Origin of the sequence: Streptomyces pseudovenezuelae (assembly GCF_029892565.1) — a bacterium.
GTDB lineage: Bacteria > Actinomycetota > Actinomycetes > Streptomycetales > Streptomycetaceae > Streptomyces > Streptomyces pseudovenezuelae_A.
Window position 1 is genome coordinate 231549 of record NZ_JARXVH010000003.1, and the last position, 25756, is coordinate 257304.

A 25756-nucleotide genomic window follows, 5' to 3' on the forward strand; every position below is an offset into this window, starting at 1 on the left:
GCAGGATGACCGGTTGTGGTGATCGGCGGCTGGACGGGCGACGTACTGCTGGCGGGGATCGTGTTGCTCGGATCCTCCGTGCAGTGGCTGACCGGCATGGGCTTCGCCCTGGTCGCCGTACCCGCCCTGATCCTGCTCCTGGGCCCCGCCGAGGGTGTCGTGCTCGCCAACTGCGCGGCCGGCGTGATCAGCGTGGTCGGGCTCGCGGGCGGCTGGCGGCGGGTGCGACTGGGCGCGATGGTGCCGCTGTGCGCGGCGGCGGCGTGCACGGTACCGGCGGGCGCCTGGCTGACCCGCCAACTCCCCGCGCCCGTCCTGCTGTTGGTGATGGGCGCCCTGGTGACGGTCGCCGTGCTGCTGGTCATGCGCGGCGCCCGAGTACCGGCCCTGCGCGGCACGAAGGGCGCGGTCGCGGCCGGCGCGGCGGGCGGCTTCATGAATTCCGCGGCCGGCGTCGGCGGTCCGCCGATCTCCCTGTACGCGCTCAACGCGGGTTGGACGGTACGGGAGTTCGTGCCGAACGCGCAGTTCTACGGCGTGATCGTCAACGCCTTCTCGGTGGCGGCGAACGGCGTGCCGACACTGAGCACACCGAAGTGGGTCTCCGTCGCCGTGGCGATGGCGGTGGGCGGCGCGATCGGCCGGGGCCTGTCGGACCGCATACCCGAACGACGCGCCCGCCAGCTGGTGTTGTCACTGGCGCTGGCGGGCGGGGTGACCGCCGTCGGGAAAGGACTGTGGGGACTGTGACCGACCCACGGATCCCGGTGGACTACTTCGCCGACCGCAGCCCCAGCGGCTCCGCGATCTCCTCCACCATCACCTGGCCCGCCTCGAACTCAAGGGTCTCGTCGCCCATGCCCTGGTCCGTGTCGAGGCCGTCCAGCTCCTCCAGGGGCTGGTCGAGACGGATGTGGGCGAGGACGGAGTGCAGGGCGCGCAGGGTCGCGGAGGCGGTGGAGCCCCAGTTGGAGAAGTAGGAGAACTGCCACCACCACAGGGCCTCCGTCACCCGGCCGGCGCGGTAGTGGGCCATGCCGTGACGGAGGTCGGCGATGACGTCGGCGAGGTCGTCGGAGATCCGGGCCGGGACCCGCGACTTACGGGGCTCGTAGGGGTCGAAGACCTCGGAGTAGACGTCGATCGGCTCCAGCAGGCGCGCGAGGTTCTCGCGGAGCTCGTCCACGTCCGCCTCCGGGCCCAGGTCGGGCTCGTAGCGCTCGTCGGGGACGATGTCCTCGTGCGCGCCGAGGCGGCCGCCGGCCAGGAGCAGCTGGGAGACCTCCAGGAGGAGGAAGGGCACGGCCACACCCGGCTCGTCGCCCTTCGCCACCTCCGCGGTGGCCACCAGGAAGCTCTCGACCTGGTCCGCGATCTGGACCGCGAAGTCGTCCGGGTCCTGCGCTGTGGCGTACAGCTTGGCGTCAGACATCTAGGAGTCGTCTCCCCTCGAAGGCGCGGCCGAGGGTCACCTCGTCCGCGTATTCCAGGTCGCCACCCACCGGGAGGCCGCTGGCCAGGCGGGTGACCTTGAGGCCCATGGGCTTGATCATGCGGGCGAGGTACGTGGCCGTGGCCTCGCCTTCCAGATTCGGGTCCGTGGCAAGGATCAGTTCCGTAACCGTCCCGTCGGCCAACCTCGCGAGAAGTTCTCGTATACGCAGGTCGTCGGGGCCCACACCCTCGATGGGGCTGATCGCGCCACCGAGCACGTGGTACCGGCCGCGGAACTCACGGGTCCGCTCGACCGCGACCACGTCCTTGGGCTCCTCGACCACGCAGATGACGGTGAGGTCGCGGCGGGTGTCGCGGCAGATGTTGCACAGCTCCTCCTGCGCGACATTGCCGCAGGTCGCGCAGAAGCGGACCTTCGCCTTGACCTCCATAAGGCACTGCGCGAGCCGCCGTACGTCGGTCGGTTCCGCCTGCAGGATGTGGAAGGCGATCCGCTGGGCGCTCTTGGGACCGACGCCGGGCAACCGCCCCAGTTCGTCGATGAGGTCCTGCACCACGCCTTCGTACAACGGACTGCCGTCCTTCCTGGGGGTGGTTCTTCACGGTACGTACGGTAGTTGGCCGCGGCCCCTCTTAGAAAGGCTGACTCGGTCTCAGAACGGCAGGCCCGGTATCAGAACGGCAGGCCCGGGATGCCGCTGCCGCCGCCGCCCAGACCCTGGGCCAGCGGGCCGAGCTTCTGCTGCTGGAGGTTCTGCGCGTTCTCGTTCGCCGCCTGGACCGCCGCGATGATCAGGTCCGCGAGGGTCTCGGTGTCGTCCGGGTCCACCGCCTTGGGGTCGATCTTCAGGGCCCGCAGCTCACCGGCGCCGGTGACGGTCGCCTTCACCAGACCGCCGCCCGCCTGACCCTCGACCTCGGTCTGGGCGAGTTCCTCCTGCGCGCGCGCCAGGTCCTGCTGCATCTTCTGCGCCTGCTGCAGCAGCTGCTGCATGTTGGGCTGGCCACCACCGGGGATCACGATTCAGCTCCTTGGTCCGTACGGTCTTCGGGCGGTCTTACCGCTCGGCACGAGCCTACGTGCTCCGCGCAGGCATCGCCCCGGCACTCTTTCGAGTGGTTTGATCGCGAGGCCTATACCTGATCAAGGGCCTCTTCCGGGCGGAAAAGCCGTCAAAGCTCCCCCTTCGCCACCCATTGGGCGGTAGGAAGGGTCCGGCACATCAGCATCAGGCGTCACGCAGGGTGACCGATCAGTTTAGGGAGCGCCGGGTGGGTCAGCCGGAGATGCAGCCCGAGGGTCCGCCTCAGGACGGGCGGGGCGAGGGCGCGGCCGGGCTGCGGCCGGGCGATCTGACCGGGCGGGCCTTTCCGCTCGGGGACTGGGGCGAGCCCGCCGAGCGGCTGCACGAGCTGTACCGGTGGGTGGAGCGCGGAGCGCTGGAGACGGCGTCCTGGTATCTCGCGGACCGGGTGTGGAAGCGGCGGGGCGCGCGGGCGCTGCGGACAGGGGCGGCGACGGGGGCGGTCACGGCCGCCGCGCTGCCGCTGCTCGACCTGACCGGCGCGCTCGCCGGGGCCGCCCCCTGGGGCTATCTCGCGCTGCTGCTCGCGGTGGCCTGCGTGACCGTGGACCGGTTCTTCGGGCTGACGTCCGGCTGGGTGCGGGACGTGGCGACCGCGCAGGCGGTGCAGCGCCGACTGCAGGTGCTCCAGTTCGAGTGGGCCACGGAGAGTGTGCGGGAGATGCTGGGGCCCGCGGACGGCACGGCGAGCGAGGCGGCCGAGCGGTGCCTGGGAGTGCTGCGGCGGTTCTCGGAGGACGTGGCCGAGCTGGTGCGTACGGAGACCGCGGACTGGATGGTGGAGTTCCGCACGGGCACGGCCCCCATGGGCATCCAGTCGGCGCTCTCCACGGCCGCCCGCCCGGACTCCGGCACCCCCCAGGGCCGGTTCCCGCTGCCCCCTGGCCCCAACGCCCGTCCGAACATGCCCAGGCAGCGCCCGCCCGAGCCGAGGTGACCAACGCGGTCGCTCACCGCAGAAACAGCAGCTCCACCGCGACCGCGATGTCCACGACCGCGCACCACTCCGCGAACGACGGCGCGACCACGCCCTTGAGCCGGGCCAGGCGCAGATGCGCGAGGTCCCACACCCCGTGCCCGAACCAGCCGGCCGCCACCAGGTACCGGCCGAGATCCGCGTCGACCACCAGTCCCGCCACGGCCAGCACACCGAACGCGACCGCACCGGCCACCTGCACGCCCAGGACGGTCCCACCGTGCGGGGACCCGCGCAGCATGCCCCACAGCAACACCCCCAGCGCTACGACGATCATGACCCCGCCGGCCGGGACCGCGTCCTGCGCCCCGAGGCCGAACAGGAGCACCACGCCCGCGCCGAGCACCGGCCAGGTCACCCGGGGGCGGCCGAGCTGGGCGACGACCACGTAGAGGAGGGGGAGCAGGGGCAGGGCGTCCGCGTAACCGCTCACGGCGTCGCCGAGGTCGTCTCCGGAGCCGCTCGCGATCACGCCTGCCGCGAGGAGGAGGGCGAGGGCGGTGGGCCAGCGGCGGGCGAGGTCGAACTTCATGACGTCTCCGTTCCTGCACGGACCCCGATCAGATGCGGCATACTGGGGAGGGGTATATAGACGTCCTCAGCCTGGCCCTCTCGTCGAACCGTCAGTAGTGCCGGATGCGCACATCCCCGAATGACATCTGTCATACGGGACAAGGGCGTTCGGCACTGACCGGACGGGCCGGGCGCTGTCACAATGACCGCGTGGAGGACGGGCCGAGGGACCGCGGGGCGGGGCTGACGAGCTTCCGTCGCTACACCTGGTGGGCCGTGCCGGGCACCACCGTCCTGCTGCTGGTGCTCACGTACGGCGCCTGGATCCTGGACGGCGACGTGCCGCCGTGGGCCCGCGCACCGTCCGCCCCCGCGCTCGTCGTCGAGGCCGCGGCGACGGTCGTCCTGCTCGGCGACCGGCTGACCGCGCGACCGGACCCGCCCGCGCGACCCCGCCGGGGCTGGCTGCTCGCCGCGGGCTGTGCCGCCCTCGTCCTGGCCGCCCTTCCGCTGGCCCGGCACAACTACGGACTGTGGGCGATCGCCCCCGCGGTGACGGTCGCGATCGGCGCGACGTATCTGCCGGTGCCCGCACGGCGGTTGCTCGTGGCGGGCGCCACGTCCGGCGCGCTGGTGCCCGGCACGGCGGTGAGTCTGGCCGCCGGGGACGGGGAGCCGGTGTACGCGGCGCTGTTCCCGGCGGGGCTGGTCGTGTTCACCGTGTGGATGATGCTCGGGCCGTTGTGGGCGTGGGACGTGGCGGGGCGGCTGGACCGGGCGCGGCGGCTGGAGGCGGAGCTGGCGGTGAAGGACGAGCGGCTGCGGTTCGCCGGGGACCTGCACGACATCCAGGGACACCATCTCCAAGTGATCGCCCTCAAGGCCGAGTTGGCGTCCCGGCTCACCGGTTCGGACCCGGAGCGCGCGTCCGCCGAGATGCAGGAGGTACGGCAGCTGTGCGCGGACGCGCTGCGCGATACGCGGGCCGTGGTGCAGGGGTACCGGCGTACGACGCTGGACGACGAGATCGTCAACGCCACGCGGGTGCTGGCCGCGGCCGGCATCGACGCCCGCACCGACCAGGCACCCGGCGCCGAGGAACTGCCCGCCACCGCCCGGCACTTGCTCGGTCTGGTGATGCGCGAGGCCACCACCAACGTCCTGCGGCACAGCAACGCCCAGCACGCCGAGGTCGACTACCGCGTCACCGACGGCACCGCCCGGCTGCGGATCGGCAACGACGGGGCCGAGGAGAGCACTGCCAGTTCGGACGGCACCGGACTCACTACGCTCGCCGAACGACTGCGGGCGGTGGACGGGGAGTTGACGTGGGACCGGGACGGAGACCGCTTCACGGTGACGGCCGCGCTGCCGCTGCAAAGGGACGAGCGGCAAAAGGGTGGGCCGGGGAGGGGACGGCGGTGATCCGGCTGCTCATCGCCGACGACGAGGATCTGCTGCGCAGTGCGCTGGTCGCGCTGCTGGGGCTGGAGGAGGACCTGGTCGTGGTGGCGGAGGCGGCCACCACGACCGACGCGGTGCGGCTCGCCCTCGAACACCGGCCCGACATCGCCGTGCTCGATCTCGAAATGCCGCCCGCCGACGGGCTGTTCGCCGCCGGGGAGATCCGGGCCGCGCTGCCCACCCGGATCGTGCTGGTCACCCGGCATGCCCGGCCCGCCGTGCTGCGCCGGGCGCTGGCCGCCGGGGTCAGCGGGTTCGTGCCCAAGACGACCTCCGCGGCGCGGCTCGCGGAGATCGTCCGGGATGTCGCCGCAGGCCGCCGTTACGTCGATCCCGAGATCGCCGCGTCCGCCCTGACCGAGGACGACTGCCCGCTCAGCGACCGGGAGTTGGAGGTGCTGACGGCGGCCCGCACCGGGGCGTCGGTCGCCGAGATCGCCGTCGTGGTGCACCTCGCCCCGGGCACGGTCCGCAACTACCTGTCCGCCGCCATGGCGAAGTTGAACGCGCCCACCCGGCACGCGGCCGCCCACCATGCCTGGCAGCAGGGCTGGATCTGACCCCGCGCCGCCCCAGCCTCAGGACTGTGGGTCCGGGAACGCCACCGGGCTGCGCAGCCCCTGCCGGTTCACCGCCCGCACCCCGAAGAACACGTTGTCCTTCGACAGATCCACCTCGTACGTCGTCACGTCACCGGCGTGCAGCACATGCGTCCACTCCGGGGCCGTCGTCTCACGCCAGACGATCTCGTAGCCGGCGAGATCCGGCTCGGTGCCCCGAGTCCACACCAGCGTCGTGGAGTTGGTGAGCGCGCTGGTGACGATCTTCGCGCCGCGCGGGGTGCCCGGCGCCTGCGCCAGGGTCCACAGGGCCGCGCCGTTGACCCGGGCCACCCGGCCGACGTAGCCGAAGTCGCAGAACTCGGGCAGGTCGCCGTACTGCTTGCCGGTCTCGTCGACGCGTACGTCCTGGTGCTGGTGGGCGAAGTCCTCGGCCGGTTCGGTGAAGCGGGAGGCCGGGTAGCCGCGTTCGAGGAAGGGGATCTGGTCGCCGCCCCGGAGGTAGCGGTCCCGGCGGTAGACGACGCGGACGTGCATGCCGGTGGCGTCGTTGTCGGCGACGTCCCTGACGAACCGGGCGAGTTGGCGGGTCGCCGAGTCGTTCTCGCCGCCGACCGAGCGGCGCAGCGCGGCCTGCGCGGGCGTCTCCGAGGAGGGCACGCCCTCGGTGAACAGCCGGATCGTGTGCGGGTCCCTCGTACCGTCGTCGGCGGTCGGACTGCCCACGATGTCGTTCGTGAACATGCCCTGCACGTCGGTGCCGGCCGCCTTCAACTGCTGGGCCAGGTACGTCGATCCGTACAGCCCCTGCTCCTCCCCCGCCACCGCCGCGAACACGATCGTCGCCGCCGGCCGGCGCCGCGCCATCACCCGGGCCAGCTCCAGGACCACGGCCACCCCGGAGGCGTCGTCGTCCGCGCCGGGCGCGTCGGAGGTGGCGTCCATGACGTCGGTGACGCGGGAGTCGTAGTGCCCGGAGACGACGTAGACACGCTCGGGCGTCACCGAGCCGCGCAGGGTCGCGAGCACGTTCGTGATCTTCGTGGCGGTGGGGATGCGGGAGGCCGGTTCCTGGACGTACGACTGGAGTTCGGCCGTCATCCGGCCGCCGGAGACCGCCGTGTAGGAGCGGAGTTCGGCGAGCAGCCAGTCGCGGGCGGCGCCGATGCCCCGGGCGGGGTCGTCCTGGACGGAGAGGGTGTGGCGGGTGCCGAAGGAGACGAGCTTGCGGACCGTCGCCTCGATACGGGCCGGGTCGATCTCCCGCAGCAGGGCGCGGAGTTCACGCGTCGGGGGCTGCGCGGTGGCCGGCGGGCGACCGCCCGAGGGCGCGGCCTCGGCGCCGGAGGCCGTGCCCAGCGTCGCCGCCGCGCTCGCCGCCGTGGCCGTCAGAACGGTTCTCCTGGTGGGGCTGGGACGCATGTGTCCTCCTGTGGCCGCGAATGCCTCCGGCCATCGTCATGGACACGCCAGCGAGGGACAAGGGTGCCTGCCGTCCCGCCCTCAACTCACGGCTGTCCACCCCTACTTCCCCCGCTGGTCCTCCGCGCACAGCCGTACCACCGCCGCCGCCGAGCACGGCAGGTGGCCGTGGGCGCGGATGGCGTTCTCGCCGGTGGCCTCGGTGATGTAGGAGAGGAAGGCGGCGGCCAACGAGCCGTCGCCGGGGCGGTCGTAGGCGTAGGCGTACTCCACGCCCCGGTACGGGTAGGCGCTGCGGCCGAACTCGATGTCCTCGATGGAGGGGGCGGCGCCGTCGAGCGAGACGGTCCGCACGCCGTGCCGGCCGGCCGCGAGGGTGACCTCGCTGTAGCCGATCGCGCCGGGGATGGCGGCGACCTTGGCCAACGCGTCCTCCGCGGAGTCGAGTTCGCAGCGCATGACGGGTGCGGAGGTGTCGTCCTTGTGGAGGCAGTCCAGGGACGTGCTCGGCACCCGCTCCCAGGACCCGAGCACCCGGCTCTGGAAGATCTGCCGGGTCCCGGAGTCGGCGTTGCGGCTGACCAGGACGATGGGGAGGTCCGGCAGAGCGGGGTCGAGCTGCTTCCAGCGCGTCACCTCGCCGCGGTAGACGCGGCGGATGTCCTCGATGGTGAGCTCCTTGGCCGGCTTGACGCCGTCGTTGACGACCAGCGTGAAGGCGGACAGGGCGACCTTTCGGCCGATCAGCCGGTCGGAGACGCCGACCGCGGGGCCGTCGGAGAAGGCGATCACCGAGCGCGCGCCGTTCTTCGACGTGGTGCCGAGCTCGGCGAGTGCGTTGACGCCGGCCGAACTGCCGCGCGCGTCCACGGAGATGTCGGAGTCCGGGCACTTCTTCTCGTACGCCTTCGCCAGTTCCTCCACCACCGGCTCGAAGGCCGTCGAGCCGGTGATCCGCAGGGTGCCGGCCTCGCAGCCGATCGGGGGCGGGTCGTCGTCGCGGACGACGATGATCGTGGCCAGGGTGAGCACGCTGACGGTGAGCATGATGGTGATCAGGCGCGCGGCCCGGCTGAACAGCGGCGGCTGCTCGTCCGGTGTGGCACTGCGGTTGGGGTGCATCTCGCCCTCGCGGATGCCGCCGAAGAGCCGGATCTCGCGGCCCACGTCGCCGCCGGACAGCAGCACGAGCAGCTTGAAGTGGTCGCCGTGGTTGAGCGGGACGCGCGGGATGCACAGGGTGTTGCCGTCGTAGCCGAAGCCGCGGGCCGGGGTGAAGTGGTCCATCAGGTGGTCGGTGTCGGAGGGCTGGGTGACCGAGACGCCGCGGATGGTGCGGTCGGTGAACACCGCGGTCAGGCCGTGGACTTCGGGGCTGGTGCAGTCGTCGCGGTCGATGCCCTGCGAGCCGTCGTTCTCGACGCGGATCAGCACGAGGGTGGCGTCGGACATCTCGGGGGTCTCGTCGAAGAGGCCGAGGCGGACGTTGGCCCGGCCCAGGCGGACGTCGTCGCCTATCGGGTTGTCCATCTGGACGCGGTAGCCGATGCTCCCCCACTGCCTTAAGGGCGTGGGAGGTGCCCCCAGCGGCGCGTGACCCGGCGTTCGTACCAGACCATGATCCCGGACGCGAATATGCCGAGCACCTCGGTGCCCACGGCCACGACGTTCTCTGCGCTCGGCCACTCCACCGGCGTCACCGTACGACTGGGCGGGCGCACTGTGCGTATACGGGTGGCGAAGTTCGCCGTACGTTCAACTACCCCACGGGAAACGCCACTTCACCTCACTGCCGGCGCCACAGCTCGCCCTCGGCCGCACGCCTCACTGCCTGCTGTACGTGAGCTTCTCCCCGTTGCTGGTGTTGACGCGCTCCAGGCTGCCGTCCGCGAGCAGTGTGATCTCCGTGGGGTCGCCCGGCGCGCACGCGCCCGACTCGCCGGAGGTCACCTCGGACGGCCCGATCTCCAACGGGCCGTCGGTGGACGGCTGTTGGGTCAGGGTGGCCTCGAAGACGCAGTGGTAGCTGCCGCTGCTGGTGGGGCCGTCGGCGACCAGGGACAGCACCGAGTCGCCGACCTCGCCCTGCCGGATGGTGAGGGTGCGGGTGTTCTCGCCGTCGGCGTTGGTGATCGTCGTCGTCCAGGTGCCCAAGTAGCCGGTCGGGACGGCACCGTCGGAGGGGGCGGAGGCGGTCGGGGAGCTGCTCGCCTGGGACGGGTCCGGCGTGGTCGACCCGGGGACCTCGGGCGCACCGGTGCTCGGAGCGGCGCTGGACTTGTCGTCCGCCTGGTCGCCGCCGTCGCCGTTCATGAGGGCGTAGACCGAGGCGCCGGCGCCCAGCGCGACGACCAGCGCGACCGCGACGAGCGCCGCCGTGGACCGGCCGCTGCGGCGCTGCGACGGCTCGGCCGGCAGGAACGGCGGCGGGGCGAAGGGCGGGGTCGACCCGCCGGGGCCGTACGGCGCGGCGGGATCGTAGGGCGGAGTGGGTCCGTAGGGCGGGGTGGCCCCGAGGGAACCCTGCGGGTAGCCGTAGCCCGGAGGTGGCGGCGGATAGCCGTAGCCCTGGGGCTGTTGCGGAAAGCCGTAGGCGGCGGGCTGTTGGGGGTGGCCCTGGGCCGGGGTGTGCGGGTGCGGCTGGGGGCGGCCGTACTCGGGGACCGCGGGAGCGCCGAAGGCACCGGCCGGCGGGCCCGCACCCGGAGCGGGTGTCGGCGGCCGGCCCTCGCCCTGCCCGACCGCCATGGTGGGCAGATGGTTCAGCGACGGCCCGTTCCCCGGCTGTCCGGGCGGCGGCGGGCCCTCGGGCGGACCGCCCGGTTCCGCCGCGGAGGCGTGCTCGGGCGGGGCCTCGGGCGCACCGGCCTCACCCGCACCGGCCTCGGCCTCGGGAGCCGGCTTCTCCAGGACGGCACCCTCCGGCCCCGTCGGATTCTCCGCGTCCAGCAACTGCACGGCGTGCCGCCCGAGTTGGGCCACCAGTGCGCTCGGCAGCCACGGGTCACGGGAGCGCCCGTCGGAGACGGTGTCCTCGGCGCCGGTGCGCTCCAGGATCCGCTCCAGCGACGGGCGGGCGGCCGGGTCCTTCTTCAGACAGTCCCGTACGAGGTCGGCGATGCCCTCGGGCACGCCCGTGAGGTCGGGTTCCTCCTGCGCGATGCGGAACATCAGCGCGTGCACACCGCTGCCCGCGCTGCCGAACGGCAGGTGCCCGGTGGCGGCGTACGCCAGCACCGAGCCGAGGCAGAAGACGTCGCACGCGGGCGTGATCCGGTCGCCGCGCACCTGCTCGGGCGCCATGAAGCCGGGCGAGCCGACCAGCGCGCCGGTGCGGGTGAGCCCCGCCTCGGCCACGGTCTCCAGCGCCCGGGCGATCCCGAAGTCGATGACGCGGGGCCCGTCGATGGTCACCAGCACGTTGGACGGCTTCAGGTCCCGGTGGATGATCCCGGCGGCGTGGATGTCCTGGAGCGCGTGCGCGAGCCCGGCGGCCAGGATCCGCACCGACCGCTCGGGCAGCGCCCCGTGGTCGTGCCCGACGACCTGCTCCAGGCTCGGCCCGGCGACATACCCGGTGGCCACCCACGGCACGGCGGCCTCGGTGTCGGCGTCCAGCACGGGCGCCGTCCAGTACCCGCCGACCTGCCGCGCGGCCTGCACCTCCTGCCGGAACCGCGCCCGGAACTCCTCCTGTTCGGCCAGGTCGCCCCGCACCAGCTTCACCGCGACGGTACGGCCGCGCTCCGAGCGCGCGAGATACACGTGCCCCATCCCGCCGGCCCCCAGCCGGGCGAGCAGCCGGTACGCCCCGATCCGCTGTGGATCCCCGGCCCCCAGTTCGTCCATCCGTGCGCCGCCTCCCCCGAAATACCCCATTACGCCCCTGTGCGACAGATCGAGAATAGTGCGGGCGCGGGGGGAGATGGCGGGAGCGGTGTCTACGGTTCCGTAACAGCGGGGTTCCGTAACAGCGGGCGATCCACGGTTCCGTACCACCGAGGTGCGGGCGGTTCAGAATCCGACGGCTTCGCGGAGCAACAGGACGGTGCCGCGTCCGGGTTGGTGTTCCGCGTTGAGGACGAGCAGGCGGTTGACGGCGCTGGGCCACCCGTACGCCTCCTTCGTGCGGGCGCTCTCCAGCGGGAGGCAGTGGTCCTCGACGCGCCGCAGCGCGGTCTCCAGGTCGGGTACGACCTTCTGCGCCCCGACGATCCAGATCGCGCGGGCGGCGCCGCCCGCGTAGCCGGGCAACTGGCTTCCGCTGCCCGAGGCGACCACGAGGGAGCCGGTCTCGGTGACCGCGGCGACACTGCCCACGATCACGTCGGGACCGGCGGTCAGGCGCCGGATGTCGTCGGCGCCGGTGACACGGTCCATGGCCAACACGCGTGGCCTGATGGCCTCGTACCGGCCACCGCCGTTGATGTCCTCGTCGATGCCGGACAGCCGGAGGGTCTCGCTGGCACCGGTGAACACGCGGGCGCCCTCCGGAATCAGATCCTTGATACGGCTCCGCGCGGCGAGGACGTCGTCGAGGATCTCCACGGTGAAACCGTGCGCGGTCAGCGCGGTGGCCGCCCGCTCCAGGCGCTGCGCGGGCGCGGGGTCGGTGAACGATGTCGCCGGCATGGGGGTGGTCATGGCGTCTGTGAACTCCCTGTTCGCGGGACCGGGTATGCCCCTCTCACCGGTTCGACTCCACAGCCCCCCGGAATGTGAGGTCGGGAAAGTGAGGTCGGGAAAGTGAGGTGCCGACGCAGCGGCCTCACATGGGTCCCCGCCCCATTGACCACTCCTTTCCCTCCCCCCGTCCGGAAATTGACCCGGCCATGGCCTGTTCCTGGTTCCTGGGGCGCGGCCCACCGAGAAGCATCTACGCGTGTAGTGCCCCCGCACGGCAGATCCCGTAGATGCTTCGCCCCCGTTGACTCCGTCACCCATCACCAGGAGCCCTTCCATGCCCGTCAGTCCCATGAACCGCCGGGAGTTCGTGAAGAAGTCGGCCGTCACCGGGGCGGCCGTCGCGGCCACCGGAGCCGTGGCCGCGGCGCCGGCCGAGGCGGCCGACCACAAGCCGCACAAGCCCCACAAGGCGCCGAAGACCTGGTCGTTCTCGATCCTGGGCACCACCGACCTGCACAGCCACGTCTTCGACTGGGACTACTACCTGGACAAGGCCTACTCGGACGCCAAGGGCAACTCCGTCGGCGTCGCCCGGGTCGCCACCCTCGTCAAGCAGCAGCGCGCGGCGAAGGGCGAGGAGCACGTGCTGCTCGTCGACGCCGGCGACATCATCCAAGGCACCTCGCTGGCCTACTACTTCGCCCGCGTCGACCCGATCACCGGGACGGACGGCAAGAAGGGCCCGAAGCACCCGATGGCCACGGCCATGAACCACATGCGCTACGACGCCGCCGCCCTCGGCAACCACGAGTTCAACTACGGCATCGACGTGCTGCGCAAGTTCGAGAGCCAGTGCCGCTTCCCGCTGCTCGGCGCCAACGCGCTGGACGCCAAGACCCTGCGCCCCGCCTTCGCGCCGTACACCGTGAAGAAGATCCGCGTGCCCGGCGCCCCCGACATCAAGGTCGGCATCCTCGGTCTCACCAACCCCGGTATCGCGATCTGGGACAAGGACAACGTCAGCGGCAAGATGGTCTTCCCTGGCCTGGTCGAGCAGGCGAAGAAGTACGTGCCCCGCCTGCGCGCCCTCGGCTGCGACGTCGTCTTCCTCACCGACCACTCCGGCCTCGACGGCTCCTCCTCGTACGGTGACCAACTCCCCTACGTCGAGAACGCATCGAACCTCGTCGCCGAGCAGGTCCCCGGCATCGACGCGATCCTCGTCGGCCACACCCACGTGGAAGTCCCGTCGTACCTCGTGAAGAACGAGAAGACCGGCGAGGACGTCCTGCTCTCCGAGCCGTACTGCTGGGGCTACCGGCTGAGCGTCTTCGACTTCGAGGTCGAGCTGGAGCACGGCCGTTGGAAGGTCACGAGCAAGACCGCGCAGACCCTCAACCCCAACACCGTGGACGAGGACCCGGAGATCAGGAAGCTCCTGGAGGCCGACCACGAGCTGGTGGTGAAGTACGTCAACACGACCGTCGGCACCTGTACCGAGGACCTCTCGGCGGCGGACTCGTGCTGGAAGGACGTCCCGATCATGGACTTCATCCACGAGGTCCAGATGCAGACGGTGAAGGCGGGCCTGTCCACCGCGGACGCGGCCCTCCCGCTGATCTCGGTCGCCGCGCCCTTCTCCCGCACGGCCGACATCCCGGCCGGCAATGTCACCATCAAGGACATCGCCGGCCTCTACATCTACGACAACACCCTGTACGGCAAGAAGCTCACGGGCGCCCAGCTCAAGGACTACCTGGAGTACGCGGCGAAGTACTACTACCAGGTGGCCGCCGGCACGAAGGTCGACACCGCGACCCTGACCAACGCCAACAGCTTCTGGGACTACATGTACGACACGGCCGCCGGTGTCTCGTACGACATCGACATCGCGCAGGCGGAGGGCTCCCGGATCAAGAACCTCGCCTACAACGGCACTGCCGTCACCGACGACCAGGTCTTCGTCGTCGCCGTCAACAACTACCGCGCCAACGGCGGCTCCGGCTACCCGCACATCGCCGCCGCCGACATCGCGTACAGCTCCACCAACGAGATCCGCCAGCTGATGATCGACTACGTCGTCGGCAAGGGCGCGTTGAACCCGGCCGACTTCGCGGTCACCAACTGGAAGCTGACGCAGGCCGGGACGGCGGTCTTCTAGCCGAGGTGTTCCAGTGACGGCGCATCGGGGCAGCCTCTTTGACCCGGCAGTCCGAGGGGCTGCCCCGAACCGTTGGAGGCGTCGTGCCGTCCTGGTCCACCTTCGCGAAAGAAGCGCCCGCACTCGAAGCAGTCGCGCGCGAGCGTCTGCAGGCCCTGCTCATCGCCTACTTGGCGACCACCTCGCGCGCCGGTGCGCCGAGGGTGCATCCGGTGACGCCGATCCTCACGGACCACGGTCTCTACCTGTTCATGGAGCCCGGCTCCCCCAAGGGCCACGACCTGCGCAGAGACGGCCGGTTCGCGCTGCACGCTCCCGTCGACGCGCCGATACCCACCGTCGCCCAGGTGTATTTCGCCGGGCGGGGAAAGGCAGTTGAGGACGCCGGGACCCGCGCGGCGGTGGGGTTAGCCGCGGACTATCCGGTGCTCGACCGGTTCGTGCTCTTCGAGTTGGAGGTCGAGACGGTGATGTGCACGAGGCCGGGGGTCGAGGACCCCTACGCCGTGACGCGGGAGTTCTGGCCGCCGAGGTGAGATGAGGTGAGGTGAGGTGGAGCCCGCCGGGCTCATCCCCGAGGGGTGAAGGCTTCCGCATGCGCCGTCGCCCACTGCGCGAACGTCCGTGCCGGGCGCCCCAGTAGCTTCTCCACCGTGGGGAGCACCTCCGCGCCCCGGTCGCTGTTCAGCGTGCGGTCCATGATCGCGTCGACGACCTCGGGCGGAAAGCCGTAGCGGGACATGCCGGTGCGGGCCACGTCGTCCGGGAGGGCCCGCAGGCGCAGGGTGCGGCCCAGGGTCTCGCCGAGGATCCGGAGTTCCTCGGCGGGGGTCAGGGTCTGCGGGCCGCTCAACTCGTGGGTCGCGCCCGCGTGTTCGTCGGTGTTCAGGGCGAGCGCCGCGATCTCCGCCAGGTCGGCCGGGTCGACGCTCGCCGCGGGGCGGTCGGCGAAGGGGGTGGCGACCTCGTCGCCGGCGCGGACTTGGCCCGACCACTGGAGGGCGTTGGACATGAAGCGGCCGGGGCGCAGGAGGGTCCAGGCGAAGTCCCCCTGGGTGATCGCCGCCTCCGCCGCCGCGTGCCAGCGGGCGATCACGTCGGATCCGGCGCCGCCGTCCAGTACCGACAGCTTCACCACCCGCCGTACGCCCGCCCGGGCCGCCGCCTCGGCGAGCGCGCGGTCGTGGGTCGGGCCGTCGGCCGCGCCGACACCCTGCGCCGACATCAGGAAGGCCCCGGTCACGCCCGCGAACGCCGTGTCCAGGCTCGCCGGGTCGTCCGCGTCGCCGTACACCGCCGTCGCACCCTCGGGCAGCCGGGCCTCGGCCGGTCGGCGCGTCATCGCCACTACCGGCTCGCCCGCGGCCGTCAGCCGCCGTACCAGCTCGCCCCCGACATGGCCCGTCGCTCCGGTCACCAGGATCATCGCCGTCTCCTTCGCTCACCGACTCGCTCGCCGCTTTCCCTCAGCGTGCTCGGGGCGGCGGGCCAGGGCATCGGACGGTGGGAGGCATCCCGGGGTCTCCCGGCGGAGTACCCGCGGGGTACCGGCAGGGCATCGGCGGAACAAGACCGGCATTTCAGGCATAGGCTGGGACCGTACGCGTGCGAGCGCCGGCAGAAGAAGGTGAGTGCTATGCGCGTGTTGTTGAAAGCCTCGCTCAACACCGAGAAGACCAACGAAGTCATCCGAACCGGCAAGATGCCCCAGCTGATGCAGGAAGCCCTGGACAACATCAAGCCCGAAGCGGCCTACTTCACCGTCGACGGCGGTGTCCGTACGGCCTATCTGTTCTTCGACATGCAGGACAGCTCGCAGATGCCCGTGCTCGGTGAGCCCTTCTTCCTGGACATGGACGCCAAGATCGAGTTGACGCCCGTGATGAACGGCGAGGACCTGCAGAAGGGGCTCTCCCAACTGCGCTAGCCGTTGTCAGTAGCCAGTTGTCAGCTGAAGACGATCATCGACCCCTGCGCCAGACTCCGCGTCGCCGCCGCGTGCAGGCCGAGCCAGACGTGGCGCTCCCGGGCGAAGGGGCTGGGGTCGTACGGAGGCGCTACCGCAGGCTCCTCCAACCCGGTGGGCGCCCGCGGCGGTTCGGGGGGCGTCGGCGGGTTGGCGGGATCGATGCCGATCGACGGAGCGACGAATTCCAGCTCGCGCAGCAGGGCCTGTGCGGAGCCCAGCGGGCCGCCGCCGGCGAGGAGTTCGTCGTTGGAGAGCGGATGGGGGAAGTCCACGGGGACGTACGCACCCGCGTGGTCGTAGTGCCAGACCAGGTGCGACTGCTGGGCCGTCGTCTCGAACATCTCCAGCAACTGCTCGTAGTCGCCGCCCAGTTCGTCGACCGGTGTCACGGGGAGCTGGCACAGCTGCAACAGGTACACGCGGCGCAGGAAGTGCAGCGCGTCGTAGTCGAAGCCGGCCACCGGGGCGACGTCGCCGGACAGGCCGGGCATGTACTGGTACACCGGGACCGGCGGGAGCCCGGCGTCGGCCAGCGCCTTGTTGAACTGCGCGAGTTCCTCGGCGAACGGATTGTCGGGGGTGTGGCACAACACGTCGACGAGTGGGACCAGCCACAGGTCACAGGCCAAAGGTCGCTCCTAGCGTGGATCGGTCAGTCAGGGAAGGGTAATGGGTGCCGGGCTCACCCGGTCCCCTCCTGACTGTTCTTCCCTCTCCACTGGCCGGATCCCCTCCTCGGACCCACCGAGTCGGTCGCCGGACGAGCGCCGGGTCAGTCGTCGGCCAGGCGCTCGATGAGCGCGAGCGAGTGCGTGTTGTACGCGGCGACGATCGAGTGGGCCGCGGAGATGTCCAGCAGCGCCAGGGCGTCGACCAGGTCGGTGTGGTCGGACCACAGCCGGCCGCGCAACTCGGTCATCCGGCGCAGGTGCTGCACCACGCACACCCAGGACTGGACCCGCAGCCGGTGCAGGAAGTCCGTCAGGTACGGATTGCCGAAGAGGAACCCCAGCTCGCGCCAGAACCGCAGGTCGTAGCCGATCAGCACGGTGACGTCACCGGCGAGCGCGGACCGCTGCGCCTCCTCGCCGCGCCGGCGCACCCCGGCGAGGGCGACGGCCCTGCGCGGATCGTCGCCCGGCCGCATCAGCTCGTGGCCGGCGTGCAGGGCGTGGAACATGCCGTCGGTGACCAGGCTGCGGGCCTCGACGATGCCCCGGTAGTCGGCGAAGGAGTACTCGTGCACGTGGAAGCCGCGGTGCTGGTCCGCGTCCAGGAGCCCCTGCGCGGACAGGTCGACCAGCGCCTCGCGCACGGGCGTCGCGGAGACGCCGTACTGCTCGGCGATCTCCTTGACCGTGAACTCCTGTCCCGGCTGCAATCGCCCCGCCAGCACCTCGTCGCGAAGGGCGTCGGCGATCTGCTGTCGCAGGGTGCTGCGGGTGACGGCGCCGCTGCTGCCGGGCATGTGTCGGACGTCTCCTCGTCGCGTCGGATGGCGTGCTCGTACACATCTCTACGAGCAAGCCACCCTACGCGTTCGGATTCTCCGTGTTGACCCGCGTAACAGCGGACGATCGGTGTCGCCGCCGATGCGTGGGCCGCGACTACTTCGTGTACTCGTCCGCCACCCCGAGCGCCGCGTCCAGCGCCGCGAAGCCTTCCTTCAGCTCGGCCTCGGTCACGTTGCACGGCGGCACGACATGGGTGCGGTTCATGTTGATGAACGGCCAGATGCCGTGCTGCTTGGCGGCGGCCCCGAAGGCGGTCATCGGCGCGTTCGCCTCACCGGCCGCGTTGTACGGCACCAGCGGCTCGCGCGTCCGGCGGTCCTTGACCAGCTCCAGCGCCCAGAACATGCCGACGCCCCGCACCTCGCCGACGCTCGGGTGCCGCTCGGCCAGCTCGCGCAGGGCGGGCTCGACGACGGACGTACCCAAGGTCCTGGCGTTCTCGACGACGCCCTCCTCCGCCATGACGTTGATCGTCGCGACGGCGGCGGCGCAGGCCAGCGGGTGCCCGGAGTACGTCAGACCGCCGGGGTAGGGCCGCTTAGCGAAGGTCTCGGCGATCGCGCCGGAGATGGCGACCCCGCCCAGTGGCACATAACCGCTGTTCACGCCCTTGGCGAAGGTCAGCAGGTCGGGGGTGACGTCGAACAGGTCGGCCGCGAACCACTCACCGGTGCGCCCGAACCCGGCCATCACCTCGTCCAGGACGAGGACGATCCCGTACTTGTCGCAGATCTCCCTGACCCCGGCGAGATAGCCGGGCGGCGGCACCATGATCCCGGCGGTCCCCGGAATGGTCTCCAGGACGATCGCGGCGACGGTGGCCGGCCCCTCGAAGGCGATCGTCGTCTCCAGGTGCTCAAGGGCCCGCGCGCACTCCTGCTCCTCGGTCTCCGCGTAGAAGCGGGAGCGGTACAGGAAGGGCGCCCAGAAGTGCACGACACCGGCGGCGGCCCCGTCGGAGGCCCAGCGCCGGGGATCACCGGTGAGGTTGATCGCCTGCTGGGTACCACCGTGGTACGAGCGGTACGCCGACAGCACCTTCGGGCGCTCAGTGTGCAGCCGCGCCATCCGCACCGCGTGCTCGATCGCGTCCGCGCCACCGTTGGTGAAGAAGATCTTGTCCAGGTCCCCCGGCGTCCGCTCGGCGATCAGCCGGGCCGCCTCCGACCGGGCCTCGATCGCGAAGGCGGGCGCGAAGGTGGACAGGGTCGCGGCCTGTTCCTGGATCGCGGCGACGACCTTCGGGTGCTGGTAGCCGATGTTGGTGTAGACGAGCCCGCTGGTGAGGTCCAGATACCGCCGGCCGTCGTAGTCCCAGAAGTACGACCCCTCCGCGCCGGCGACGGCGAGCGGGTCGATGAGCTCCTGCGCGGACCAGGAGTGGAACACATGCGCGCGGTCCGCGGCCTTCACGGCGGCGCCGACCTCGGGATTTGGCTGAGGGGTCATGCCGGTGAGCGTAAATGTCCGCGATACGGAAGCGACATCGGCGTCCTGTCTGCGGTCACGCCCGCCGCTTCGACAGGTTGTCGAAGAGGCGGGCGCGATACCGCTCACAGGAGTGCCGCCGACAGCGAGTGCCGCCTACAGGAACGAGTTGACCTCGATCGTCTCGGTGCGGCCCGGGCCGACCCCGATCGCCGAGATCGGCGCCCCGGACATCTCCTCCAGCGCCTTCACGTACGCCTGCGCGTTCTTGGGGAGGTCGGCGAAGGTCTTGGCCTTCGTGATGTCCTCGCTCCAGCCGGGCAGGTTCTCGTAGATCGGCTTCGCGTGGTGGAAGTCGGTCTGGGAGTACGGGAGTTCCTCGACGCGCTTGCCGTCGATCTCGTAGGCGACGCAGACCGGGATCTGCTCCCAGCCGGTGAGGACGTCGAGCTTGGTCAGGAAGAAGTCCGTGAGGCCGTTGACCCGGGTCGCGTAGCGTGCGATCACCGCGTCGAACCAGCCGCAGCGCCGGTCGCGGCCGGTGGTGACGCCCCGCTCGCCGCCGATGCGGCGCAGCGCCTCGCCGTCCTCGTCGAACAGCTCCGTCGGGAACGGGCCCGAGCCGACGCGGGTGGTGTACGCCTTGAGGATGCCGATGACCCGGCTGATCTTCGTCGGGCCCACGCCGGCGCCGGTGCAGGCGCCGCCCGCGGTCGGGTTCGAGGAGGTGACGAAGGGGTACGTGCCGTGGTCGATGTCGAGGAGCGTGCCCTGGCCGCCCTCGAACAGGACGACCTTGTCCTCCTCCAGGGCCTGGTTGAGCACCAGGACCGTGTCGGCGACGTAGGGCTTCAGCCGGTCCGCGTAGCCCAGCAGTTCCTCGACGACCTGGCCGACCTCGATGGCGCGGCGGTTGAAGACCTTGGTGAGGAGCTGGTTCTTGCCGTCGAGGGCCGCCTCCACCTTCTGGGTGAGGATCGACTCGTCGTAGAGGTCCTGGACCCGGATGCCGACGCGGTTGATCTTGTCGGCGTAGGTCGGGCCGATGCCGCGGCCGGTGGTACCGATCTTCCGCTTGCCGAGGAAGCGTTCCGTCACCTTGTCCACCGTCACGTTGTACGGCGTGATGATGTGCGCGTTTCCGCTGATGAGGAGCTTGGAGGTGTCGACGCCGCGGTCGTTCAGTCCGTTCAGCTCGGAGAACAGGACCGACGGGTCGACGACGACTCCGTTGCCGATGACAGGAGTACATCCGGGCGACAGGATTCCGGAAGGGAGAAGGTGGAGGGCGTACTTCTGATCGCCCACGACTACCGTGTGGCCGGCGTTGTTGCCGCCTTGGTAGCGGACCACGTAGTCGACGGATCCGCCGAGCAGGTCCGTCGCCTTCCCCTTGCCTTCGTCACCCCACTGAGCACCGAGCAGCACAAGTGCGGGCACGCGCGTACACCCCTTCCGGGCGGGGCATGTCCAAGGTCAGGGGCGCACGCGTACGGTTCACCGCCGTGTGCGCCGCGGTCGTCTTCGACCGCGAACTGTCGGACCCGGATGCCCCGGAATAGACCAAGCCCCTGGCGCAATAGCGCAAGGGGCTCTTGCACAAAGATGCTACCCGAGGAAGCGAGGCAGGACCGAGGTGGCGACTTCCGCGACTTCCGAACAGCTGCTGGTGGTGATCGATCCGGTCGCCCGGCAGACGGACGGGGAGTCGGTACGCATCGCGAAAGACGTGCTCAGCGCGGGTGCCACCACGAAGGTGTGCCTGCCCGACGGACCGGAGGAATTCGCCCGGGCACTGGCGCGCCGGGGAGCGCGGCGGCCGGTGGTGATCGGCGACGACCGGGCGCTGATCCGCACGGTGGCCCTGCTGCACCGGCAGCGGGAGCTGGCCGGATGTGTGCTGTCGGTGGTGCCGGTGGGCAGTGCGCTGTCCCTCGCCGGAGCCCTGGGGGTGCCCACCGGGGCGGTGGCCGCGGCGCGGGCGGTGCTCGACGGGGTCGCACGGCGGATGGATCTGCTGGTGGACGACAGCGACGGGGTGGTGCTCGGCGCCCTGCGCATCCCGCCGGTCTCCCTGCGGGAGGCTCCGCTGGAGGAACCGCTGCCGTCGACGTCCGACGGCCACGGGCACGCCTCCTGGCTGCGCACCTGCCAGTCCCTGGTACGAACCCTGGTACCGGCCCGCCCGGTCCGCGACCCCCTCGCTGTCCTCCCCCGGCCCCGCCCGGCGCGGCTGCGAATCGAGGTCGACGGGGTGACGCTGGTGGACCTCGACCAGCCGGTGGAGGGCATCTCGGTGACCCCGTGCGCTTCGGGTCTCGCGGAGGTGGAGGTCCGGCCGGTGTCGGTGGGCGCGGAGGCGTCTTCGCTGGTGGCGCGGGGGCGGACGGTGACGGTGTCGGGGGCGGATTTCCGGTACCGGGCGGATGCGGGGGTGTGGGGGCCGGTGCGGACTCGGACGTGGGTGGTTCGGGAGGGGGCTTGGGGGCTTACGTTGCCGGCGTGAGTCGGGGGGTTATCTCGCCCCCGCCGCCCCTACCCGTCCCATCCCCAGGGGGCGCTGCCCCCTTCGACCCCCGTCTCCGGGGGGCTGCCCCCCGGGCCCCCGCTCCTCAAACGCCGGAGGGGCTGAATTGGCGGACCCTAGTGCTCAAGGAGCGGCACGTCCGCATCGTCCTTCAGCCCTACCCCCGTCGCCCCCAACTCCCGTGCCCTTCCCATCAACCCCGCCAACTTCCCCGCCGCCACCTCGTACGTCAGCCCCAGCGGCGGCCTGATGTTGCTCAGGCAGTTCCGGTCGGCGTCCGTCGTCACTCCGGGGGTCGGGCGGTACGTCAGGTACGCGCCCAGGGAGTCCGCCGCGGACATGCCGGGGCGTTCGCCGATCAGGACGACCGCCGTGGTGGCGCGCATCGTGGACGCGATGTCGTCGCCGAGGGCCACGCGGGACTGTTCGGCCAACACCACGGGCGCGATCCGCCACGACCCCAGCCGCGCCACCGTCTCCCGGACCATCGCCGCCGCGTGCTCGTGCACCGCCCGGCTGGAGAGGCCGTCCGCGATCACGAACACCACGTCCCAGTCGCCGGTGGGCAGATGGGCGCGGTCGGTGGGGTGCAACCGGCGTCCCAGGTCGGGGCGTTGGAGATACGTCAGCCGGTCACCGGCCGCACTGCGCACCCGCACCGTCGGCATCCCGGTCAGCCCCGCGGCGACCAGGTCCGGGTCGAACGGCGAGTGCACCGCGTCCCGGGCGGCGGCGTGTGCGGTCTGCAACTCCAGGCGGTGCCGGGTGGGGAGGGCGGAGCCCGCGCGGCCGAGGCCGATGCGGGCCTGGGTGTGCCGGCGCAGGGCCGACCACAGTGCCAAGTCCTCCGTACCCAAGGACACTTGACTGTCCGTCATGCCGCCAGCTCCCGTCCGATGGCGGTCAGTGGGTGCGCCCCCGGCGCGGCAGCGATCGCGCCCCGCTCGTCCAGCAGCCCGATCGACCCCAGCCACGCCTCGAACTCCGGTGCCGGGCGCAGCCCCAGCACCTCGCGCAGGTACAACGCGTCGTGGTACGAGGCCGATTGGTAGTTCAGCATGATGTCGTCGCCGCCCGGCGTGCAGATCACGAAGGACGCGCCGGCCACGCCCAGCATGGTGAGCATCGTGGCGATGTCGTCGTCATCGGCGTCCGCGTGGTTGGTGTAGCAGATGTCCAGGCCCATCGGCAGGCCCAGCAGCTTGCCGCAGAAGTGGTCCTCCAGGGCGGCGCGGAGGATCTGGCGGCCGTCGTACAGGTACTCCGGGCCTATGAAGCCCACCACCGTGTTCACCAGGAGCGGGTCATAGCGACGAGCGACCGCGTACGCCCTTGCCTCCACCGTCTGTTGGTCCACTCCGTGGTGCGCGTCGGCGGACAGCGCGCTGCCCTGGCCCGTCTCGAAGTACATGACGTTGTCGCCGACCGTGCCCCGGCCCAGCGCCCGCGCCGCCTCGTACGCCTCGTCGAGCAGGCCCAGCGTCACGCCGAAGGACGCGTTCGCCGCCTGCGTACCGGCGATGGACTGGAAGACGAGGTCGACGGGGGCGCCGCGTTCCATGAGGTCCACGCTCGTCGTGACATGGCACAGGACGCAGGACTGGGTGGGGATCGCGTAGCGCTGGATCACTCCGTCCAGGAGTTGCAGCAGGTCCCGTACCGCCTTGGGGCTGTCCGTCGCCGGGTTGATGCCGATCACCGCGTCGCCCGAGCCCAGCAGCAGGCCGTCGAGCAGGGCCGCGGCCACGCCCGCCGGGTCGTCGGTGGGGTGGTTGGGCTGGAGGCGGGTGGCGAGCCGCCCCGGCAGACCGATCGTCGAGCGGAAGGCCGTCACCACCCGCACCTTGCGCGCGACCGCGACCAGGTCCGCGTTGCCCATCAGCTTCGACACCGCCGCGACCATCTCCGGCGTCAGCCCGGGCGAGACGGCGGCCAGCGTCGCCGCGTCCGCCGCCTCCGACAGCAGCCACTCCCGGAACTCCCCGACCGTCAGCCCGGCCACCGGCGCGAAGGCGGCCGTGTCGTGGGTGTCGAGGATGAGCCGGGTGACGTCGTCGGTCTCGTACGGGATCAACGGCTCGGTCAGGAAGGCCGCGAGCGGCACCTCGGCCAGCGCCCAGCGGGCGGCGACCCGTTCGCGGGCGCTGCCGGCGGCGAGTCCGGCGAGCCGGTCGCCGGAGCGCTCGGGGCTCGCGGCGGCGAGGAGGCGGGCGAGCGAGTCGAAACGGTGGCGCTCGCCGCCGAGGGTGGAGGTGTAGGCGCTCATGCCGGTGACCGTACGAGCCGCGTGTTGCGGCCAGATTTCTAAAGGTCTGGTTGACAAGCATTTAACGTCCCGACACCCTTGGGCGACTCATTCGGGCGACAGAGTTCCGCTCCGGTACACCAGCGGACGAGCAGGAGAGGGGCCACCCCGATGGCAGTGGACGAGGGAGTCGCCCCGGCGGCGAAAACGGGCGAGGAAGAGGCCGTTCACCGGCTCAAGCCGAACGCGATCGGCCTGCTGGGCGTGGTCTTCATGGCCGTCGCGACCGCCGCGCCGATCACCGCGATGACGGGCAACGTGCCCTTCATGGTCTCGTCCGGCAACGGCATAGGCGCCCCGGCGAGCTACCTCGTCGCAATGGTCGTCCTGGCAATCTTTTCCGTCGGCTTCACCTCGATGGCGAAGCACATCACGTCGACGGGCGCGTTCTACGGCTTCATCTCCTACGGCCTCGGCCGCACCGTCGGACTCGCCTCAGGCCTCCTGGCGACCTTCGCGTACGTCGTGTTCGAGCCGGCCCTCATCGGCATCTTCTCGACCTTCGCCACCGGAACCCTCAATGACCAGACGGGACTTGACATCCCCTGGTGGGTCTTCGCGATCGTGATGCTGGCCGTGAACGCGACGGGCACGTGGTTCGGTGTCTCGGTCGCCGAGAAGCTGCTGATCGTGCTCCTCGCGACCGAGGTGACGGTCCTGGCGGCGATGGCGATCTCGGTCGCCCTGCACGGCGGCGGCCCGAACGGCTTCAGCTTCGACCCGGTCAACCCGGTCAACGCGTTCAAGGGCACCAGCGCGGGCCTCGGCCTCTTCTTCGCCTTCTGGTCGTGGGTCGGCTTCGAGTCGACCGCCATGTACGGCGAGGAGTCCCGCAACCCGAAGAAGATCATCCCCAAGGCGACGATGATCTCCGTCCTGGGCGTCGGCGTCTTCTACGTCCTCGTCTCCTGGATGGCCATCTCCGGCACGGGCGAGTCGAACGCCGTGAAGGTCGCCACCGACAACCCCCTCGCCCTGTTCTTCAACCCCACCGAGCGCTACGTCGGCCACTGGGCGGTCGACGTCATGCAGTGGCTGATGATCACCGGCTCGCTCGCCTGCGGCATGGCCTTCCACAACTGCGCCAGCCGCTACATGTACGCGCTCGGCCGCGAGGGTGTGATCCCCGCCCTGAAGAACACCGTCGGCCGCACCCACGCCCGGCACGGCTCCCCGCACATCGCGGGCCTGGTGCAGACGATCGTCTCCGCCGTACTGATCGGGGCGTTCTGGGTCGCGGGCAAGGACCCGTACAACGCGCTCTACGTCCTGCTGGCCATCCTCGGCACGATGGCGATCCTGGTGGTGCAGGCCGTGTGCTCGTTCGCCGTCCTGGCCTACTTCCGCAAGAACCACCCCGAGAGCCGGCACTGGTTCAGGACCTTCACCGCCCCGCTCGTCGGCGGCATCGCGATGCTCGCGGTGGTCGTGCTGCTGGTCTCCAACATGGGGGTCGCGGCGGGCGCGGAGTCCGGTTCGCTGGTGCTGAAGGCGACGCCGTGGCTGGTGGCGCTGGTCGCGGCGACGGGCATCGGCTACGCGCAGTACCTGAAGCGGCGGGCGCCCGAGCGGTACGCGCTGCTGGGGCGGACGGTGCTGGAGGAGACGAAGGAACGGTAGGCGTTGGGGCCGGTCACCGGTGGGCGTGGGGGCCGGTGACCGGTGCGGTTCGGCGGGCGGGTGAACTCCCGGACAACCATTGGTGTGCCTCGGGTGTCTCAAGTGGCGTGGCGGGAGCGATCGTCGCTCCG

23 protein-coding genes and 1 pseudogene are annotated in these 25756 nt (G+C 71.2%); 9 read left to right on the forward strand and 15 right to left on the reverse strand.

From position 1 onward, the window contains the following. Positions 1 to 18 precede the first annotated feature (18 nt). The gene (locus M2283_RS10025; RefSeq protein ID WP_432423061.1) at positions 19 to 750 is read left to right on the forward strand and encodes a sulfite exporter TauE/SafE family protein; all 732 of its coding nucleotides are present in this window, start codon (positions 19 to 21) and stop codon (positions 748 to 750) included. A 22-nt stretch (positions 751 to 772) separates the two neighbouring features. On the opposite strand, the gene M2283_RS10030 is transcribed toward M2283_RS10025, so the two are convergent. From M2283_RS10030 to M2283_RS10040, 3 genes are all read right to left on the reverse strand, one after another. After that, positions 773 to 1432: a DUF5063 domain-containing protein gene (locus M2283_RS10030; RefSeq protein ID WP_280875776.1), complete on the reverse strand. Its 660-nt coding sequence runs from the start codon at positions 1430 to 1432 to the stop codon at positions 773 to 775. Next, positions 1425 to 2024 carry a recombination mediator RecR gene (recR, locus tag M2283_RS10035; protein ID WP_280875777.1) on the reverse strand — a complete coding sequence of 200 codons (600 nt, stop codon included), beginning with the start codon at positions 2022 to 2024 and terminating at the stop codon, positions 1425 to 1427. The genes M2283_RS10030 and recR overlap by 8 nt, the downstream gene beginning before the upstream one ends. A gap of 104 nt (positions 2025 to 2128) precedes the next feature. After that, positions 2129 to 2476: a YbaB/EbfC family nucleoid-associated protein gene (locus M2283_RS10040; protein ID WP_280875778.1), complete on the reverse strand. Its 348-nt coding sequence runs from the start codon at positions 2474 to 2476 to the stop codon at positions 2129 to 2131. Positions 2477 to 2727: 251 nt separating this feature from the next. On the opposite strand from M2283_RS10040, the gene M2283_RS10045 reads away from it, so the two are divergent. After that, complete coding sequence (locus tag M2283_RS10045; protein WP_280875779.1) at positions 2728 to 3477, forward strand: SLATT domain-containing protein; 750 nt, start codon at positions 2728 to 2730, stop codon at positions 3475 to 3477. Between the two features lie 13 nt (positions 3478 to 3490). Here the strand turns inward: M2283_RS10045 and M2283_RS10050 are convergent, their stop codons facing one another. Next, complete coding sequence (locus tag M2283_RS10050; protein ID WP_280875780.1) at positions 3491 to 4048, reverse strand: hypothetical protein; 558 nt, start codon at positions 4046 to 4048, stop codon at positions 3491 to 3493. Positions 4049 to 4239: 191 nt separating this feature from the next. On the opposite strand from M2283_RS10050, the gene M2283_RS10055 reads away from it, so the two are divergent. Next, a complete protein-coding gene (locus M2283_RS10055; RefSeq protein ID WP_280875781.1) occupies positions 4240 to 5454 on the forward strand; it encodes a sensor histidine kinase in 1215 nt (404 codons plus the stop codon). Continuing rightward, positions 5451 to 6053: a response regulator transcription factor gene (locus tag M2283_RS10060; RefSeq protein ID WP_280875782.1), complete on the forward strand. Its 603-nt coding sequence runs from the start codon at positions 5451 to 5453 to the stop codon at positions 6051 to 6053. Before M2283_RS10055 ends, M2283_RS10060 begins: the two co-directional genes overlap by 4 nt. An 18-nt stretch (positions 6054 to 6071) precedes the next feature. Here the strand turns inward: M2283_RS10060 and M2283_RS10065 are convergent, their stop codons facing one another. The 4 genes and pseudogenes from M2283_RS10065 to M2283_RS10080 form a co-directional block, all read right to left on the reverse strand. Beyond that, positions 6072 to 7475, reverse strand: coding sequence for a M20/M25/M40 family metallo-hydrolase (locus M2283_RS10065; protein WP_280875783.1), 1404 nt, complete (start codon positions 7473 to 7475; stop codon positions 6072 to 6074). A gap of 102 nt (positions 7476 to 7577) precedes the next feature. Continuing rightward, positions 7578 to 9166: pseudogene (locus tag M2283_RS10070) on the reverse strand (PstS family phosphate ABC transporter substrate-binding protein). 133 nt (positions 9167 to 9299) lie between these two features. Next, positions 9300 to 11324, reverse strand: a complete 2025-nt coding sequence (locus M2283_RS10075) for a serine/threonine-protein kinase (protein WP_280875784.1) — start codon at positions 11322 to 11324, stop codon at positions 9300 to 9302. A 165-nt stretch (positions 11325 to 11489) separates the two neighbouring features. Continuing rightward, a complete protein-coding gene (locus tag M2283_RS10080; protein ID WP_280875785.1) occupies positions 11490 to 12119 on the reverse strand; it encodes an LUD domain-containing protein in 630 nt (209 codons plus the stop codon). 316 nt (positions 12120 to 12435) lie between these two features. Here M2283_RS10080 and M2283_RS10085 point away from each other — a divergent pair, with 316 nt between their 5' ends. Together M2283_RS10085 and M2283_RS10090 are read left to right on the forward strand one after the other, a co-directional pair. Beyond that, a complete protein-coding gene (locus M2283_RS10085; protein ID WP_280875786.1) occupies positions 12436 to 14262 on the forward strand; it encodes a bifunctional metallophosphatase/5'-nucleotidase in 1827 nt (608 codons plus the stop codon). 83 nt (positions 14263 to 14345) lie between these two features. After that, positions 14346 to 14798 carry a pyridoxamine 5'-phosphate oxidase family protein gene (locus M2283_RS10090; RefSeq protein ID WP_280875787.1) on the forward strand — a complete coding sequence of 151 codons (453 nt, stop codon included), beginning with the start codon at positions 14346 to 14348 and terminating at the stop codon, positions 14796 to 14798. A gap of 32 nt (positions 14799 to 14830) precedes the next feature. On the opposite strand, the gene M2283_RS10095 is transcribed toward M2283_RS10090, so the two are convergent. Then, on the reverse strand, positions 14831 to 15688 hold the full coding sequence (locus tag M2283_RS10095; protein ID WP_280875788.1) for an NAD(P)H-binding protein: 858 nt from the start codon (positions 15686 to 15688) through the stop codon (positions 14831 to 14833). Between the two features lie 210 nt (positions 15689 to 15898). Here M2283_RS10095 and M2283_RS10100 point away from each other — a divergent pair, with 210 nt between their 5' ends. After that, positions 15899 to 16189, forward strand: coding sequence for a hypothetical protein (locus M2283_RS10100; RefSeq protein ID WP_280875789.1), 291 nt, complete (start codon positions 15899 to 15901; stop codon positions 16187 to 16189). A gap of 20 nt (positions 16190 to 16209) precedes the next feature. On the opposite strand, the gene M2283_RS10105 is transcribed toward M2283_RS10100, so the two are convergent. The 4 genes from M2283_RS10105 to M2283_RS10120 form a co-directional block, all read right to left on the reverse strand. After that, positions 16210 to 16860 (reverse strand): hypothetical protein, encoded by a 651-nt coding sequence (locus M2283_RS10105; protein ID WP_280875790.1) that lies wholly within the window; start codon positions 16858 to 16860, stop codon positions 16210 to 16212. 143 nt (positions 16861 to 17003) lie between these two features. Further along, the gene (locus tag M2283_RS10110) at positions 17004 to 17699 is read right to left on the reverse strand and encodes a GntR family transcriptional regulator (RefSeq protein WP_280875791.1); all 696 of its coding nucleotides are present in this window, start codon (positions 17697 to 17699) and stop codon (positions 17004 to 17006) included. 139 nt (positions 17700 to 17838) lie between these two features. After that, positions 17839 to 19194, reverse strand: coding sequence for an aspartate aminotransferase family protein (locus tag M2283_RS10115; protein ID WP_280875792.1), 1356 nt, complete (start codon positions 19192 to 19194; stop codon positions 17839 to 17841). Positions 19195 to 19329: 135 nt separating this feature from the next. Next, positions 19330 to 20613 (reverse strand): adenylosuccinate synthase, encoded by a 1284-nt coding sequence (locus tag M2283_RS10120; RefSeq protein WP_280875793.1) that lies wholly within the window; start codon positions 20611 to 20613, stop codon positions 19330 to 19332. Positions 20614 to 20809: 196 nt separating this feature from the next. Here M2283_RS10120 and M2283_RS10125 point away from each other — a divergent pair, with 196 nt between their 5' ends. Next, positions 20810 to 21679: a diacylglycerol kinase family protein gene (locus tag M2283_RS10125; RefSeq protein ID WP_280875794.1), complete on the forward strand. Its 870-nt coding sequence runs from the start codon at positions 20810 to 20812 to the stop codon at positions 21677 to 21679. A 137-nt stretch (positions 21680 to 21816) separates the two neighbouring features. On the opposite strand, the gene eutC is transcribed toward M2283_RS10125, so the two are convergent. Further along, entirely contained in the window at positions 21817 to 22578 is a 762-nt protein-coding gene (eutC, locus tag M2283_RS10130) for an ethanolamine ammonia-lyase subunit EutC (protein WP_280875795.1), read from the reverse strand. Then, positions 22575 to 23966 carry an ethanolamine ammonia-lyase subunit EutB gene (locus M2283_RS10135; protein WP_280875796.1) on the reverse strand — a complete coding sequence of 464 codons (1392 nt, stop codon included), beginning with the start codon at positions 23964 to 23966 and terminating at the stop codon, positions 22575 to 22577. Before M2283_RS10135 ends, eutC begins: the two co-directional genes overlap by 4 nt. A 150-nt stretch (positions 23967 to 24116) precedes the next feature. On the opposite strand from M2283_RS10135, the gene M2283_RS10140 reads away from it, so the two are divergent. Continuing rightward, a complete protein-coding gene (locus M2283_RS10140) occupies positions 24117 to 25625 on the forward strand; it encodes an APC family permease (RefSeq protein WP_280875797.1) in 1509 nt (502 codons plus the stop codon). Positions 25626 to 25756 lie beyond the last annotated feature (131 nt).

Bases quoted from the DNA above. Each gene is read 5' to 3' on its own strand.
- M2283_RS10075 (WP_280875784.1), bottom strand. From the start codon at position 11,324: ATGGACGAACTGGGGGCCGGGGATCCACAGCGGATCGGGGCGTACCGG.
- M2283_RS10115 (WP_280875792.1), bottom strand. From the start codon at position 19,194: ATGACCCCTCAGCCAAATCCCGAGGTCGGCGCCGCCGTGAAGGCCGCG.
- M2283_RS10095 (WP_280875788.1), bottom strand. From the start codon at position 15,688: ATGATCCTGGTGACCGGAGCGACGGGCCATGTCGGGGGCGAGCTGGTA.
- M2283_RS10100 (WP_280875789.1), top strand. From the start codon at position 15,899: ATGCGCGTGTTGTTGAAAGCCTCGCTCAACACCGAGAAGACCAACGAA.
- M2283_RS10135 (WP_280875796.1), bottom strand. From the start codon at position 23,966: ATGAGCGCCTACACCTCCACCCTCGGCGGCGAGCGCCACCGTTTCGAC.
- eutC (WP_280875795.1), bottom strand. From the start codon at position 22,578: ATGACGGACAGTCAAGTGTCCTTGGGTACGGAGGACTTGGCACTGTGG.
- M2283_RS10065 (WP_280875783.1), bottom strand. From the start codon at position 7,475: ATGCGTCCCAGCCCCACCAGGAGAACCGTTCTGACGGCCACGGCGGCG.
- M2283_RS10050 (WP_280875780.1), bottom strand. From the start codon at position 4,048: ATGAAGTTCGACCTCGCCCGCCGCTGGCCCACCGCCCTCGCCCTCCTC.
- M2283_RS10140 (WP_280875797.1), top strand. From the start codon at position 24,117: ATGGCAGTGGACGAGGGAGTCGCCCCGGCGGCGAAAACGGGCGAGGAA.
- M2283_RS10085 (WP_280875786.1), top strand. From the start codon at position 12,436: ATGCCCGTCAGTCCCATGAACCGCCGGGAGTTCGTGAAGAAGTCGGCC.
- M2283_RS10110 (WP_280875791.1), bottom strand. From the start codon at position 17,699: ATGCCCGGCAGCAGCGGCGCCGTCACCCGCAGCACCCTGCGACAGCAG.
- M2283_RS10030 (WP_280875776.1), bottom strand. From the start codon at position 1,432: ATGTCTGACGCCAAGCTGTACGCCACAGCGCAGGACCCGGACGACTTC.
- M2283_RS10080 (WP_280875785.1), bottom strand. From the start codon at position 12,119: ATGACCACCCCCATGCCGGCGACATCGTTCACCGACCCCGCGCCCGCG.